Origin of the sequence: Clostridium akagii DSM 12554 (genome assembly GCF_000686725.1) — a bacterium.
GTDB lineage: Bacteria > Bacillota > Clostridia > Clostridiales > Clostridiaceae > Clostridium_I > Clostridium_I akagii.
Window position 1 is genome coordinate 77707 of record NZ_KK366007.1, and the last position, 16038, is coordinate 93744.

Sequence of the window (16038 nt, forward strand, 5' to 3'; positions counted from 1 at the left end):
AACGTATCAAATACATTATATTTCTTCTAAAAACATTTATATTGTAAAATCATTGACATGTTAGCTAAACTAACATATAATTTCAATAGGTTAGTTTAAAGAACAAATAATTGCAAAAATCTATCTAAACTGACACACAATGACGAAAAAATCAGCTCGCTTAATATGAAAAACAGAGGTGAAAAAGTTTGAAAATGTATAAAAACTAGATTTTAAAGATGAAATGAGAAAGAAAAATTGAAAGGGGGGAATTTTAGTTTTGATTCATATCATACTGAGCAATGTTTCTAAACTAAAAAAATTATGAAAAAATTTATACGTGAAAATAAAAATAAACTTTTGATTCTGTGCACAATAATTTCTACAATAATTTATCTTGTGTGGAGAATCACTGCGACAATACCACTAGGGCTAGGAAAAGCATCACTTATATCAGGTATAGCATTATTAGTAGTAGAAATAATAGGGATGTTTGAAGCAGCTATCCATTTTTATAACATGTCAAATATAGAATATCCTAAAAGACCGGAGGTTTCTGAAGAATTGTTCCCCGAAGTTGATATTTTTGTTGCTACGTATAATGAACCCGTAAAACTATTATATAAAACAATAAATGGTTGCATAAATATGGATTATCCAGATAAGAAAAAAGTACATATTTATATATGCGATGATGGTGATAGACCTGAAATGAAGCAACTTGCAAAACATATGAAGATTAATTATATAACTCGAAGTGAAAGAAAAGGTTCAAAGGCAGGAAATTTAAACAATGCTATTGCCAATTCAAAGTCACCATTGATTGCAACCTTTGATGCAGATATGATTCCAATGCATGGGTTTTTAATGGAATGTGTACCTTATTTTCTTACGGAAGAAAAAGTAGGTTTCATACAAACACCTCAAAGTTTTTATAACCCGGATTTGTTTCAGTTTAATTTATTTTCAGAAAATAGAATTCCAAATGAACAAGATTATTTTTATAGAGATATTCAGGTGTCTAGAAATAAGAGCAATTCCGTTATTTATGGTGGAACAAATACTATGATACTTCGTGAGGCAATAAAGGATATTGGTGGATTTTATACTAAAGCAATAACTGAGGACTTTGCCACAGGAATAGAGATTCAAAGTAAAGGTTATAAATGTTATGCAATTGATAAAGTACTGGCATCAGGGCTTTCACCAGCAGATTTAAAAAGTTTAATTAAACAGCGTGAAAGATGGGCAAGAGGTTGTATACAAACTGGAAGAAGACTAAATATACTTTTTAAAAAAGGTTTGAATTTAAAGCAAAAACTTAGTTACATGTCGGCTATTTCTTATTGGTATTCAGGGATAAAAAGGCTAATATACATCATTTCTCCAATTTTGTTTGCTGTGTTTGGTGTAGTGGTTGTAAAGTGTACAATTCTGCAAGTAATTATTTTTTGGTTACCAATGTATTTGCTTAATGATGCATCATTAAAACTACTATCGAAAAATATAAGAACTACAAAGTGGACTAATATTTATGATACGATTTTATTTCCATCGCTGATACCACCTGTGATATTAGAAACATTGGGAATATCACAAAATAAGTTTTTGGTAACAAAAAAAGATGGAGCAGTTAATGATACAAAATATCAAATTAAAAAAGCTATCCCACATATAATATTAGGAATATTATCTTTAATTGGTATAGTAAATTGTTTTAAGTTGACTTTTAATAAGGGATCTTTAACATATTTAATTCTATTATTTTGGTTAGTAGCTAATCTGTACAATGTATTAATGGCAATATTTTTTATGATTGGGAGAAAACCTCATCGATCATCTGAAAGATCTTTAGTAGATGCCAAATGTAGTATTTCCTATGATGATAAGAAGCTTGAGGGCGTTGTATATGATTTATCAGAGGGTGGAGTAGCAATAATACTTGATAAATCAGAAAATATACCAGCAGAAAAACTAGTAGACATTAAAATATCTACGGAAATGTATTCTTGTGGGTTTGAGGCAGAAATTATATATCTTGAACAACTAAAGGGAAAATCCAAATATGCATTTCAGCTAATGAGAATAGAAGAAAATGATTATAGACAGTTGCTATGTATAATTTATGACAGAATATCTGGATTACCTAAAGTTATTGATAAAAACAGTAGCATTTTTGATGATCTAAGGGAAAATATATTAACAAGAAGTAAGAAAAAATTTGTCTATAATAGGAAACGTGCACGTTACCAATTAAGAAAAAAGATTGATTCTAAAGAATGTGGAGAAGTAGTGCTTATGAATTTTGATTACCAATATGCATTGATAAAAACATATCATAAGTACAGTCAACTTAATAAAATAACCATTCATATTTGTGAAGGAATTAATATAAAGTGTACATTGAAGAAAAAATTAAATGATGAGATTCAAAATAGAAGAAGCAAACCAGTTAATCTATTGGATGAATCTGTTCAGCTTTATAGTGTTGATAACTATGAAGAGATTTCAGAAAACGAGGAAGTTAAAAAAATTATACTTAACTGGTCTGATGAGTATAAAAAGAATCAGAATAGTAAGAAAAAAGAACCTTCTGATGAGTTTAATGAAATGGCATATTTATAAAATGGAGGTATAAAATGAGTTTTGGTAAGTTATGTAAAACAACAATTGCATTTTTTTCTGTGATATTTTTAATCTTCAACAGTACTGTTTATGTACAAGCAGCTACATACATACAACCATATAGCAATAATAATTTAAATCAATTTTCACTAAATGATATACATACAATAGGGAATATCTCTAACACAAAAATTGTTGTGAATAATTTAAAGGATATAGATGTAGATATAAATTCTAATAAATTTAAGAAAGGGTATTATTCATCAGTTTTATACAAAGTTATAAGTGGCAATTGGTCAAATTATGGAACATTGTCATTTGATATTAATAATAAGTCAAAAGGTTATTTAAGTTTGAGTTATGTTATGCAACAAAGTAATGGTACTAGTCTTACGGTAGTTGATAATAAATCTGTAATGCTTAAGGAAGAAAAAAGTAATTTGTTAGAGAGAGTACATCCATCTAATGGAAGCATTGAAATTCCTGAAAACTTTAAAGGAACTGTATATATTCCATTTAGTAGTTTGGGAGAAAAAGGACAAATTTCTAATGATAAGAAATATATTATTTCAAATATAGTCTCCTGGGGTTTAGTAGCAACGATACAAGAAAATCAAGAAAAAAGCTTTGAATTGAGTAATTTTTCATTGATAAATAATGGAGAAAAAATAGATAAAATTGGAAAATTAAATTATGATATTACAGGTGATTCAGATGTTCAAGTACCAGTATTAGGTGAATCTATTGCATTATATAAAGTTATAGATGGTGATTCTGGGCTAACGGTGGATTATAAAAATATTAAATTTCAGTTAAAAACTCCAGTAAAAGGGGTGAAGATTACTAATGAGGGCAGGCTTGTGATATCAACTAATGTAAAACCTCAAAAAATAAAGATTATTGCTAAGATGGGAGATACATCAATGGGTGAAATTAAGGAAATTAAATTATTTAAATCCTGGACCCTAAGCCCAAATGCAAAAGACAAAAATGGAAATAGTCAAAGAATCCCTGATCCAAGTTCCGTTCCAAGTTTAATGACCAATGGATATAAATTATTTTTGAATGAAATAACTATAAATACAATAAGAATTATAGTTTTAGTAATGTTCTGTGCATTTATGGGATTGTTTTTCTGGTGGAAAGATAAATATGTAAATAAGTAATTGTTTGGGAGAATTTATTATGAAAAAAAAATTATTGATAATAGCTTTGCTTATTGTTGTTATAGTTAGCTCTGTTTCATTTTTATATAAAAGTGAAACTAAAAGTAAAGATGCTCAAGATGAAGTTACTTTTAATAGGTGCATGAATATAGGGAATGCATTGGAAGCTCCTAAAGGACAAAAATGGGATGTTACTATGAACCAAAAATATTTTGACGTAATTAAGAAAGCCGGATTTGATAGCGTACGATTACCCGTAAGATTTTCTGATTATGCAAAAAATTCACCCAATTATACTCTTGATGAAAACTTTATGAAAAAAATAGATGGGTATGTTAAGTATGGTCTTAATGATAATCTTGTTATAATATTGGATTTTCATCATTTTATAGAAATTATGAATCAGCCTGAAAAGTATAGAGCATGTTTTTTAGGCGTATGGAGTCAACTTGCAACAAGATATAAAAATTATCCTAAAGGACTTGTTTTTGAATTGTTAAATGAGCCTAAAGATAATCTTAAGGGTGAACTTTGGAATGAATATATAAGAGAAGGCGTTGCAACTATTAGAAAGAAAAATCCTACTAGAAAAATAATTGTAGGACCAGATAATTATTATTCTGTTGATAGGTTGAAGGCTCTCTCTATTCCAAAAGATAAAAATATTATAGTTTCTTTTCATTATTATGATCCAAATGATTTCACATTTCAAGCTAATCAGTATCTTGATTTTCAAAGTTTCCATAATATACCATGGGATGGAACAAAACAGGAAGTGGCCCACATGAAAGGTCAGTTTGATATGGCAAAACAATGGGCTGATAAAAACAATGTCCATATATTTTTAGGAGAGTTTGGAGCTAATAAACTTGCGCCGGCAAATGATAGAGAATTATGGACTGAGGCTGTAAGAAAACAAGCAGAAAACCATGACTTTAGTTGGGGATATTGGGAATTGTGTTCAGAATTTGGTATATATAATGCTAATGATTCAAAATGGGATTATGAGATGCTGAAGACTCTTATTCCCAAAAAATAAGGAGTGATTAAAGAGTGTTATTTTCGAGTATTGTATTTATATTTTACTTTTTACCTGTACTTTTATTATTATATTATGTTTCTTCGTTTTCCAGAAGGCTACAAAATGTAATATTACTTATAGCCAGTTTATTATTTTATGCATGGGGTGAGACTAAATTCTTGGGAATCATGGTTATCTCTATTATAATTAATTATATATTTGCTCTTGTTATTAGCAAATATATGGAAAATAAGATTAAATCAAAAGTCTTACTTGCAATAAATTGTACGTTTAATTTAGGTATGCTTTTTGTATTTAAATATATGGTCTTTGTCTTGACTAATGTAAATGAAGCATCAGGTGCACATTTTACAATTCCTAGTTTGGCATTACCTGTTGGTATTTCTTTTTTTACATTTAAATCAATGTCTTATATTTTTGATGTGTATAAAAAGAAAATAGAGGTTCAGAAGAATCCATTTAACGTAGGTTTGTATGTGGCATTTTTTCCAGAGATTCTTTCAGGACCCATTTCACGTTATAGTGTCGTTGGAGAACAACTAACAAGTAGAGTTCATACATGGGAAAAATTTTCTGCAGGTTGCTGCAGATTTATTACTGGACTTGGAAAAAAGGTTTTGATAACTAATACTATGGGCATTGTGGCAGATAGAATTTTTACTATGAATTCAAATGGTACAACAGTACCCATAGCCCTTGCATGGCTGGGTTCAATTTCATATACACTTCAAATATTTTTTGATTTTGCATCATATTCTGATATGGCAATAGGACTTGGGCTTATGCTTGGATTTAAGATTGATGAAAATTTTAATTATCCATATATATCAAAATCTATAACGGAGTTTTGGCGCAGATGGCATATATCATTAAGTTCATGGTTTAGAGATTATGTTTATTTTCCATTAGGAGGTTCAAGAGTAGCTAATAAAGACAAGCTTATACGTAATTTATTTGTAGTATGGGTTTTGACAGGGGTATGGCATGGAGCTAATTGGACTTTTATAATGTGGGGGTTTCTGAATTTTGTATTTATTGCTATAGAAAAAGTAATCTCATTTGATGATTTAAAAATAAAAAATACCTTTAAACATTTGTATGCATTAATTGTAATAAACCTTGGATGGGTACTTTTCCGTTCAAAGGATTTAATTGTAGCAGGGAAGTTTATGGCAAGTATGTTTGGCTTGACCCATAATGGATTTTGGAGCAGCTATATATTTATGTTTCTAAAGGAATATTTCGTTTTCTTTGTTGCAGCTATTATATTATGTACTCCAATTGCTAAAAAAGTAAATAAACTAGTTGTAAATAAAGCACCAGGTTACAAGATAATAGAAGCTTTATATCCATTAACAGTAATAGGTTTGTTCCTTATATCCATTTCTTACATAATAAAAGGAACATACAATCCATTCATATATTTCAAATTTTAGAAAAGGAAGGCGCGTGATAGAAATATGAATAGAACTGGAAAAAGAAATATAAAAAAGTATTTTTTCAAAAAAACTATAACATCAATAATATTTATTATTTTCATTATTGGATTTTCAATTGGAAATTTCATATATGCTTATAATCCTTTAGTAGCATGTTTAGCAAAAGAAAAAGCTAGTTCTGATTCCCTAAAAGATACGATAGCTGCACTAGAGGCTACAATAGAAGACAGCGTACTTGATAAATATACGTTTGTGGAAACATATGGTTATGTGCAAAGATTGTTGTGCAAAAATGAAGAATCAAATTTTGAGGTTGTAAAAGATAAAACTGGAATTTTACATTATACATATTTTGCTGAGGCAGCAAATCCAGTTTATACAATTGCTAAAAGAACTGAAGCATTTAAAAAAAACCTAAAAGATAAAAATACAAAATTTGATTATGTTATGCCTCCAGATAAGGATATGGTTGGATACACTAAATTTTCAACTGGACTTCCTAATAATTATGTAAATGAAACAACAGATGCATTTCTTGGGCTGCTTAAACAAAATAATGTAGATACCATTGATTTGCGTAAAAATTTAGATAAAAGTGGTATAGATCCAGATAAAATGTTTTATAGAACTGATCATCATTGGCAAACACAAACTGTGTTTTGGGAATTTGGACAACTTGTAAATGATTTTAAAACCAAGTATGGTTTAAATTTAGATCCAGATGGATTTTATACTAATAAAAATAACTATAATTCTATAACATATAAAAATTCATATTTGGGATCGATGGGGAGAAAAACAGGAATATCATACGCAGGTGTAGATGATTATACAATAATGTATCCTAAATTTGCAACTTCATACAATTATTATTCTAAAACAGGTAGTCAGGTATTTGACATGAATGGAAGATTTGAAAATGTACTTTTAACCGTATCACCATTTACTACTGATAAGGGTACATATTCATTAGAAGGAGATAAATATGATACTTATCTTTTGGGAAATCAAGGAATTACACATATAACTAATAAAAATAATCCTAATGGACCTAAAATGCTATTTGTTAAGGATTCATTAACTGTACCTTTAGCAGCATTTTTATCAACTGTATGCTCAGATGTCTACTTAGTAGATCCAAGGTATTATCCAGAAGATATTCCTAAGTACGTAAATAGTTTAAATCTAGATTATGTATTTATATCATATTCGCCACAAGATTTAACACCTGATTTTTTCAGATTTTATCAGGATAAGTAATAAATTCACTGAAATAAAAGGATAGGGGATTTTATGATTTTACTGCGAAAAGTTGTTGTATTTTTATTTACAATTATATTCCTAGTTTATGTATTATGTATTAAACCTTCTGGTACTGAAAAGTTAAAAAATAAAAAGTACTTGTTTTTTCCTATGATTTTAGGATTAGGATTGATTACAATTGGAACATTCATTGATATGCTATCAGTTTTTAATAACAGTAAAATAAATGATATAATTCCAATATGTTTTACATTAGGCGGAATTATATTTGTTGTTTTTACAATATACTGGACAAAATTTACTGCAAATAGTATAACACTTCTTTATAAAGACGCATATTACGATGCAATGACCGGGTTATATAATAGAAGAGGGATTGAAGAAATTTTTGAAAAAAACATTGATTTAAATGAAGGTTTTTATGTGATGATCTTTGATCTTGATGGGACTAAAATGATAAATGATAATTTGGGACATCTAATTGGCGATGAATATATTGTAAGGTCGGCTAAAGCTATAAGCGATTCTATAAGGAATAAGGGAGTTATAGGTAGAATAGGCGGAGATGAATTTTTGGCATTGTTGACACATGCAAATGAAGAAGAAATGGAAGAAATCAAATGTTGCATAAAAAGAAAGGTTACAAAGATTTTTAGCAAGCACGATATAAGTGTAAGTATAGGGGTTTCTGTGAATAAACAAGATGGGGAAAGTATGAAAGAACTTTTCCAAGTAGCTGATAGGAGAATGTACGATGATAAGAGGGCTACTAATAAGTATAAAAGAGTGAATTGAAATCAATGGTAAATCTTAAATTTGAATTTAGTAATTTATTATGATAAATTTCGGAGTGATTATATGAAATACTTGATTGTTTTTCTTTGTCTGGTTTTTTATATATTGATAATTTTATCACTGTGCAATATGGCAGGTAAGTCAGATGTAAAAATAGAAAGAATGATGGAAGAAGAAGAAATAAAAATCAGAAATATGATAATTATAAAAAAGGGGCATATTAGTATGAGTGTAAAAAAGGCAGTAATTCCAGCAGCGGGACTTGGAACAAGATTTCTACCAGCTACAAAGGCACAGCCAAAGGAAATGTTACCAATAGTAGATAAGCCAACAATTCAATATATTGTTGAAGAGGCTGTGAATTCGGGAATAGAAGAGATACTTATAATAATCGGAAGAAATAAAAAATGTATTGAAGACCATTTTGATAAGTCAGCCGAACTTGAAGATGAACTGAGAAGCAATGGGAAAGAGGAATTATTAGAAATAGTACAAGATATAAGCAATATGGTTAATATATATTATGTTCGCCAAAAGGAACCTAAAGGGTTGGGGCATGCCATCAGCCTTGCAAAGAGCTTTGTTGGCAACGATGCTTTTGCAGTAATGCTTGGAGATGATATAGTAGATAGCAAAGTGCCCTGTTTAAAGCAATTGATAAATTGTTATGATAAATATAATACATCTATCTTAGGAGTTCAGCCAGTAAATGAGAATGATGTATCAAAATATGGTGTTATTGAAGGTATTGAAATTGAAGATGGAGTTTATAAGGTAAAAACAATGGTGGAGAAGCCTAAAAAAGAAGAAGCACCATCTAATATTGCTATTCTTGGGAGATATATAATAACTCCTGATATATTTGATATATTGGAGAAAACTAAACCAGGTAAAGGTGGAGAAATTCAGCTCACAGATGCATTAGGAGAATTATCAAAAAAAGAAGCTATTTACGCTTGTTCTTTTGAAGGAAAGAGATACGACATCGGAGATAAATTTGGTTTTATACAGGCAAATATTGAATATGCACTAAAACATGAGGAATTGAAAGAGAAACTCATACCTTATCTACAAGGATTAACAATCAAATAAATTTATATGATCACTAGTAGTAAAACAAATATAGGTCTGGCTGATATGATAAATATTAACTAATGTATCAGCCTTTATGAGGCAAAGGAGAATGCCAAAAATAGAGCTATAATATTTAATTAAGAGTAAATTGTAGTATTGTTAAGTTTGGAATATAGGTCCAAACTTAATGCAAATTTAGCTTTTATAGTGGAGGCAATAGTAATGAATGTATTTTTGGCAAGGCAGCCCATTTTTGATAGCGAAAATAGAGTAGTTGCATATGAGATACTTTTTAGAAATAGTGACAATAATTTTTATACAGGGTCAGATGGGGATAGTGCTACATTAGATGTTATAGTAAATACATTTTATTCTTTAGGAGTGGAATATGTAACTGGTGGAAAAAAAGCTTTTATAAATTTCACTGAAGAACTTTTAAAAAAAGAAGTAGCAACAGTACTGCCACCTGAGATTTTGACAATAGAAATATTAGAAAATATAGAGCCAACATCTGAAGTTATCTCAGCATGCAGGAATTTGAAAAACAAAGGGTATACCCTAGTACTTGACGATTTTGTATTTCATGAAAAATATAGGGAACTTATTGAACTTGCAGATATTATAAAGGTTGATTTTACTATAACCAAAGGTATTGAAAGGAAAAAAATAATTGAGAAAATTGGTATGAATAAGATGAAATTTTTAGCTGAAAAAGTTGAAACAGTTGAGGAGTATAAAGAGGCTAAAGAGTATGGATATTCGTATTTTCAAGGATATTTTTTCAGTAAACCTGTAATGCTTGCAGGAAAGGATATACCCAAAAATGAAATCTTGAGTATTAAAATTATGAAGCAATTAAACAGTAGAGAACTTGATTATAGATATTTAGAAAATTTAATAATGAGTGATATATCTATATATTACAAGTTATTGAAATATATAAATTCGCCTTATTGGGGTGTTAGAGCTGAAGTAAAGTCAATAAAACAAGCTATAGTTCTTCTTGGGGAAAAAAATTTGGTTAAATGGCTCTACATGATTATAATGGGTAATATAAACAATGAAAAGCCTGATGAAATTGTTAACTTTTCACTTATTAGGGCAAAGTTTGCTGAAAACATATGTATTGGCTTACATGATAATACAGAGCTATCATATAATGCATATGTTATGGGAATGGTTTCACTTATGGACTCTATACTTAATGTTTCAATGGAAAGCATAATTGAAGAACTAGGACTTCCAGATGAAGTTAATTTAGCACTAAAAGGGGAAGAAAACTACCTGAATAATGTATTAAGGCTTGTGAGCTCATATGAAAGTGGTAAATGGGATGAAGTATATAAATACTCGAAAAAGGTAAATGTTGATTTTACATTTATATCACAAGCTTATATAGATGCACTATTTTGGTCAAATAATATGTAGATATTGAATTTGGGTGTAATGTTTTTATATTATAAGCATGATATTTTGCGGTTGAAATTGGATTCATTTCATTTATCACAAGTATTATTATAATTTTTAGAATGTTTGTAGACTTGGATACCGTAAATCTGCTTACATTCTATTTTTTTATCCCTAGGAAAATAAATAAGTAATAAATTCGACAATATAATAAATATATTGTCGAAAGTAATCAACTAGTGTAATGTTATATACAGTGAATAGTTATAAAAAGTTAATATCTTATTTTATTTTGAGGGGTGATTATTAATGCAATGGATTAAAAATTTAAAATTGATTCAGAAACTATTATCAGGATTTATTTTATTAGCATTTTTTATAGGTATCGTTGGACTCATTGGGATAAATAATATGAAAAGCATAAATACAAATACAAATAATATTTATAATTTGGATTTAATAGGTGTTAATGATATTGTCAATGTTAAAGCAAATTTAATACAATCTAAATTAGACTTATTATTAATTATTAATGATAATAATAAAATTGACTTGAAAAAAAACAAAGCTGATATTGAACTTAATAAGGCTGAAGATAATTTACTTATTACACAATACAAGACAACTATTACCGCTGAACTAGATAGGCAACAATTTGCAGAATTTGAAAAATCACTTGTGGTTTATCGAACGGCTAGAGATGAACTAATTAAGCAAGTTGATGCAGGCAACTTCGATAAAGCAAATGAACTCTATCCAAGTGTAACAAAAGCTACAAGTGATGCATTAGCAATTCTAGAAAAAGAGAGAACATTAACTGTTGGTATGGCCAAGGTTGATTATGAAAATAGTAATGTATCATATAATGGTGCTACAAGACAAATTATTCAAATTATTTTTATAGGATTGTTTATTGCTATTGCATTAGGAGTATTTATTTCTGTTGCGATTTCAAGAAAAATAAAAAAGGTTTTAGTGGTTGCAGAAGCACTTGGGGAAAACGATTTAACAAAAACCATTGATATGGATAGTAAAGATGAAATTGGAACTTTAGCAAAAGCCTTAAATAAGTCAATAACAAATCTAAAAACTCTAATAGGAGAAATAACAGAAGGCTCAAGCGATATTAGTGCTACCAGTGAAGAATTATCTGCAACAACAGAGGAAATATCATCAAAAATGGAAATTGTCAATGAGTCAGTAAGACAAGTATCCCTAGGAGCGGAGCAGTTAAGTGCAACCACAGAAGAGGTAAATGCAACTACAGAAAACATTGCAGATAATGTGAATTCAGTTACAGTTAGAGCACATGAAGGAAATGAGATTTCAAAAAATATAGTAGTAAAAGCAAAACAAGTTAGGATAAGTGCTGAAAATAGTTCAAGTACAACAGAGGACTTATATTTTGAAAAGCAAAAAAGCATATTAAAAGCAATTGAAGAAGGTAAAGTTGTTAGTGAAGTTAAAATAATGGCAGATGAAATAGGAAACATAGCAGCTCAGACCAATCTTCTTGCACTTAATGCAGCTATTGAAGCAGCAAGAGCAGGAGAGCAAGGTAAAGGGTTTGCAGTGGTAGCTGACGAGGTTAGAAAACTAGCTGAAAAATCATCGGACACAGTTCAAAGAATTCAAGATATAACGGTAAAAGTTGAACAAGCATTTGAAAATCTTTCGGGTAATGCTAAAGATGTATTAGGTTTTATTGATGACAAAGTTAAGCCGGATTATAAATTGTTTGTAGATACAAGCAAACAATATGGTGATGATGCTGTAGAGTTTAACAAGATATCTACTGATATTGGAGATTCAATGAACTCAGTAAATGGAACTATATCAGAAATTAAACAAGCAATTGAAAACGTATCGGCCACAGCTGAGGAGTCAGTAGCAAGCTCAGAGGAGATATTAGCAAGTGTAAGTGAAACTGCTATGGCTATTCAAGAAATAACAAAAGCATCTCAAGGTCAAGCAATACTTGCAGAAAAACTAAATTCTATGATTCAAAAATTTAAGTTGTAACATTGAAACCAATATTATATGTAGAATTTTAATGCTAAAATATATAATTATACGAGGAGGTGTTATTATGGAACTCTTTAAAGACTTATTATTAAGAACAATTATTATAATTGTTCTAACTGATATAATTGAATTTTATGTAATAAGCAAAAGACATTTATTAATTACGCCACGACTTGTATTTTTAATTATATTAGTTACAATCGTACCCATAGTGATTAATATATGGTATAGCTTACATAAAAATGGTTTGATTTGATGTGAATCGCTTTCTCTCTAGAGTATAACGGCTGCTACGCGCCTTACTAACGATTTCTAAGTTTCAGATGGATGACCTGCGGCCTAAAAACTCCACCTGAAACCAAGAACTCTGTTTATAATATGACATACTGTTGTCACTTGGTTAATGATATGCTTATTTCATTAAATATATAAATAATGAGCAAAAGGAGTATTAAATTATGGCAGAACCCTTAAAAAACATGTATAATGAGGAATTTTTGCGGGATTTTAGTGAGAAAGTACGTTTAGTCTACGGCAGTTTTAATGAGAAAGGATTTTTAGCTACTGCAATTGATGATACATGGAATGGACTTAAACTAAAGGAACGTATGCGACGAATTACTGAAACTTTGGGTGCCTATCTGCCAGAAGAATATAAGGATGCGCTTGATGTATTGTTTGAAATTGATGAGTTATGCATGGGATTCCCATACTTGTTTTTTCCCGATTTCGTTGCTGTATATGGACAGGATGAGGCAAATTGGGAACTTTCCATGAAAGCACTAGAACGATTTACTATAAGGTCTTCCTCGGAATTTGCTGTAAGACCATTTATTATCCATGATCCCAAAAGAATGATGGCTCAGATGTTAGTTTGGTCAAAGAATAGTAATGAGCATGTGAGGCGACTTTCTAGCGAGGGTTGTCGGCCGCGATTGCCATGGGGTGAAGCTATTGGTGTATTTAAAAGTGATCCCACGCTAGTGCTTTCTATATTAGAACAATTAAAACAAGATCCTTCACTTTATGTGCGAAAAAGCGTTGCTAACAATTTAAATGATATTTCAAAGGATAATCCTTCAGTTGTTCTAGACACAATAAGGCGTTTAAAAGGAGTAAATTCACTTACTGATTGGATACTCCGTCGTGGAGCACGCACATTAATACGTAAGGCAAATCCAGAAGTGATGAAGTTATTTGACTATGGAGAGTCCATAGATAGACCTATTACCCAAAGTGCCACATTGTCTTTAGATACTAGAATTCTAAAGATAGGGGATAATTGTAAACTTAACTATGAAATATGTATTCGTGAAGGTGAGCCAATACATATACGCGTTGAATATGGAATTGATTATGTAAAGGCAACAGGTAAGACATCTCGTAAGCTGTTCTTTTTATCTGATAAAACAGTATTGGGGGGCAGTATTATTAGCGGAGAGAAAACTCATAGATGGAAAGATCTTACTACTAGGCGTCATTATCCAGGGGAGCATAAAATTATGATATTTGTAAATGGCGAAGAAGTTGCAAGTGACAAGTTGCAAGTTGCAACAAACAAGTAACAAGATTATTATAAAACCTTGGTGATTTTTCATTCTATAGGAAGGAATTTTTGAGAAAATGTAGAAATGTATAGTTGTAGGGTTATAAAGCATCTTGAAAAAATAACCAGCTATGATTATAGCTTATTTTATCATAGGTGCATAATTAAGGGGGAGATTTTATGAGTTCACTAAAGGGAACAAAAACGGCTGAAAATTTAATGAAGGCTTTTGCTGGTGAATCACAGGCAAGGAATAGGTATACTTATTATGCTTCAATAGCTAAAAAAGCGGGGTATGTACAAATTTCTAATATCTTCACTGAAACTGCAGAAAATGAAAAAGAACATGCTAACAGATTTTTTAAACTTTTAGATGAGAGTTTAAATGATGATGTAGTAGAAATAAATAATGCAACATTTCCTGTAGGTCTAGGCAAGGGAAATACAAAAACAAACCTTATTGCCGCAGCAAGTGGTGAAAATGAAGAATGGACTGATTTATATCCAACGTTTGCTAAGGTTGCTGAAGAGGAAGGCTTTAAAGCAGTAGCTGCTGCATTTAGGGCAATACTACAAGTAGAAAAACATCATGAGGCTAGGTATAGAAAATTAGCTGATAATATAGATAATAATAATGTATTTAAAAAAGAAGAAGTTGTATTATGGAAATGCAGTAATTGTGGATATATTTATGAAGGAGAATCAGCTCCACAGATATGCCCAGCTTGTTTGCATCCACGAGCATATTTTGAGCTATTAGCCGATAATTTTTAATTTGTAAATTTGCAAGCCAGTGACAAGTGATATAATTAAAGGATGTAAGTGGATTTATTTAAATAAATCTACTTATATCCTATTTTTATGTTATATTCAAGATAAAATAGACAGTGAACATTTTAAATAATTACATTGGAAATACTAGTTTATTTTTTAGTGACTAATTAGAAAGGTGGAAAAATATGAGTGAAATAGCAAGAAGATTAAAACAATGTAGAAAACCACAAGGAGAGATTGGTAAAGTTGTTGCAGATGAGATGAATGAAAGTCATTTTAAATTGACTACTTGGGGACTTCAAAAAGTAAAGGTTGAAAAGAGTAATGTTATATTGGATATAGGTTGTGGTGGAGGAAGAACGGTTAATCGTTTAGCACATCTAGCCACTGATGGTAAAATATATGGCATGGATTATTCGGAGGATTGTGTGAATTGGTCTAGGGATTATAATAAAGAGTTTATTGATAAGAAAAAAGTGGAGATTATTAAGGCAAGTGTAGAGCAAATTCCATTTGAAGACAATAAATTTGATAATATATTTGCGGTGGAAACAATATATTTTTGGCCTAGTCTTATTGAAAGCTTAAAAGAAGTAAGACGGGTACTAAAGGATACAGGTAAATTTATTATTATAAATGAGATGTATTCAAGTGAAAGTTTTAAGGAGAGAAATGACCAATGGGTTGCTATGTCGGATATGAAGATATTCAGTCCTGAAGAATTAAAAAATATATTGAGTGATGCAGGCTTTAGAAATATAGAAATGTATACAGTAGAAGATAAAAATTGGATATGCTTTATAAATCAAATTTAATTCATCATTAAATCATTAAAAAACTAAATTTATGTCTGTATATGTCGATAATTATATTATCATATAGCATAATAAGTTGAAATATAAA

13 protein-coding genes are annotated in these 16038 nt (G+C 29.9%); all 13 read left to right on the plus strand.

Going from position 1 to position 16038, the window contains the following annotated elements; genetic code table 11:
- Positions 1-303 precede the first annotated feature (303 nt).
- The 13 genes from BR66_RS0115950 to BR66_RS0116010 all read left to right on the plus strand — a co-directional run bounded on the left by BR66_RS0115950 (position 304) and on the right by BR66_RS0116010 (position 15950).
- Positions 304-2604 carry a glycosyltransferase gene (locus tag BR66_RS0115950; protein WP_035796462.1) on the plus strand — a complete coding sequence of 767 codons (2301 nt, stop codon included), beginning with the start codon at positions 304-306 and terminating at the stop codon, positions 2602-2604.
- A 14-nt stretch (positions 2605-2618) separates the two neighbouring features.
- Entirely contained in the window at positions 2619-3770 is a 1152-nt protein-coding gene (locus BR66_RS0115955; RefSeq protein WP_026883784.1) for a hypothetical protein, read from the plus strand.
- Between the two features lie 19 nt (positions 3771-3789).
- Positions 3790-4809, plus strand: a complete 1020-nt coding sequence (locus BR66_RS0115960) for a glycoside hydrolase family 5 protein (protein ID WP_026883785.1) — start codon at positions 3790-3792, stop codon at positions 4807-4809.
- A gap of 14 nt (positions 4810-4823) precedes the next feature.
- A complete protein-coding gene (locus tag BR66_RS0115965; protein ID WP_026883786.1) occupies positions 4824-6248 on the plus strand; it encodes an MBOAT family O-acyltransferase in 1425 nt (474 codons plus the stop codon).
- Positions 6249-6272: 24 nt separating this feature from the next.
- Positions 6273-7511, plus strand: coding sequence for an alginate O-acetyltransferase AlgX-related protein (locus BR66_RS0115970; protein ID WP_035796464.1), 1239 nt, complete (start codon positions 6273-6275; stop codon positions 7509-7511).
- Between the two features lie 33 nt (positions 7512-7544).
- Positions 7545-8309: a GGDEF domain-containing protein gene (locus tag BR66_RS0115975; protein ID WP_026883788.1), complete on the plus strand. Its 765-nt coding sequence runs from the start codon at positions 7545-7547 to the stop codon at positions 8307-8309.
- A gap of 225 nt (positions 8310-8534) precedes the next feature.
- Entirely contained in the window at positions 8535-9401 is an 867-nt protein-coding gene (gene galU, locus BR66_RS0115980; protein WP_026883789.1) for a UTP--glucose-1-phosphate uridylyltransferase GalU, read from the plus strand.
- Between the two features lie 204 nt (positions 9402-9605).
- Positions 9606-10811 (plus strand): EAL and HDOD domain-containing protein, encoded by a 1206-nt coding sequence (locus tag BR66_RS0115985; protein WP_026883790.1) that lies wholly within the window; start codon positions 9606-9608, stop codon positions 10809-10811.
- Positions 10812-11099: 288 nt separating this feature from the next.
- A complete protein-coding gene (locus tag BR66_RS0115990) occupies positions 11100-12812 on the plus strand; it encodes a methyl-accepting chemotaxis protein (RefSeq protein WP_026883791.1) in 1713 nt (570 codons plus the stop codon).
- Positions 12813-12879: 67 nt separating this feature from the next.
- Positions 12880-13071 carry a hypothetical protein gene (locus tag BR66_RS0115995; protein WP_026883792.1) on the plus strand — a complete coding sequence of 64 codons (192 nt, stop codon included), beginning with the start codon at positions 12880-12882 and terminating at the stop codon, positions 13069-13071.
- Positions 13072-13273: 202 nt separating this feature from the next.
- Positions 13274-14380 carry a DNA alkylation repair protein gene (locus BR66_RS0116000; RefSeq protein ID WP_026883793.1) on the plus strand — a complete coding sequence of 369 codons (1107 nt, stop codon included), beginning with the start codon at positions 13274-13276 and terminating at the stop codon, positions 14378-14380.
- Positions 14381-14541: 161 nt separating this feature from the next.
- Complete coding sequence (gene rbr / locus BR66_RS0116005; protein WP_026883794.1) at positions 14542-15135, plus strand: rubrerythrin; 594 nt, start codon at positions 14542-14544, stop codon at positions 15133-15135.
- 185 nt (positions 15136-15320) lie between these two features.
- Positions 15321-15950 (plus strand): class I SAM-dependent methyltransferase, encoded by a 630-nt coding sequence (locus tag BR66_RS0116010; protein WP_026883795.1) that lies wholly within the window; start codon positions 15321-15323, stop codon positions 15948-15950.
- Positions 15951-16038 lie beyond the last annotated feature (88 nt).

Excerpts from the sequence above, each read along its gene's own strand:
- BR66_RS0115975 (WP_026883788.1), top strand. The coding sequence starts at position 7,545 with ATGATTTTACTGCGAAAAGTTGTTGTATTTTTATTTACAATTATATTC.
- BR66_RS0115990 (WP_026883791.1), top strand. The coding sequence starts at position 11,100 with ATGCAATGGATTAAAAATTTAAAATTGATTCAGAAACTATTATCAGGA.
- BR66_RS0115995 (WP_026883792.1), top strand. The coding sequence starts at position 12,880 with ATGGAACTCTTTAAAGACTTATTATTAAGAACAATTATTATAATTGTT.
- BR66_RS0115960 (WP_026883785.1), top strand. The coding sequence starts at position 3,790 with ATGAAAAAAAAATTATTGATAATAGCTTTGCTTATTGTTGTTATAGTT.
- BR66_RS0115955 (WP_026883784.1), top strand. The coding sequence starts at position 2,619 with ATGAGTTTTGGTAAGTTATGTAAAACAACAATTGCATTTTTTTCTGTG.
- BR66_RS0115950 (WP_035796462.1), top strand. The coding sequence starts at position 304 with ATGAAAAAATTTATACGTGAAAATAAAAATAAACTTTTGATTCTGTGC.
- BR66_RS0116000 (WP_026883793.1), top strand. The coding sequence starts at position 13,274 with ATGGCAGAACCCTTAAAAAACATGTATAATGAGGAATTTTTGCGGGAT.
- rbr (WP_026883794.1), top strand. The coding sequence starts at position 14,542 with ATGAGTTCACTAAAGGGAACAAAAACGGCTGAAAATTTAATGAAGGCT.
- galU (WP_026883789.1), top strand. The coding sequence starts at position 8,535 with ATGAGTGTAAAAAAGGCAGTAATTCCAGCAGCGGGACTTGGAACAAGA.
- BR66_RS0116010 (WP_026883795.1), top strand. The coding sequence starts at position 15,321 with ATGAGTGAAATAGCAAGAAGATTAAAACAATGTAGAAAACCACAAGGA.
- BR66_RS0115970 (WP_035796464.1), top strand. The coding sequence starts at position 6,273 with ATGAATAGAACTGGAAAAAGAAATATAAAAAAGTATTTTTTCAAAAAA.
- BR66_RS0115985 (WP_026883790.1), top strand. The coding sequence starts at position 9,606 with ATGAATGTATTTTTGGCAAGGCAGCCCATTTTTGATAGCGAAAATAGA.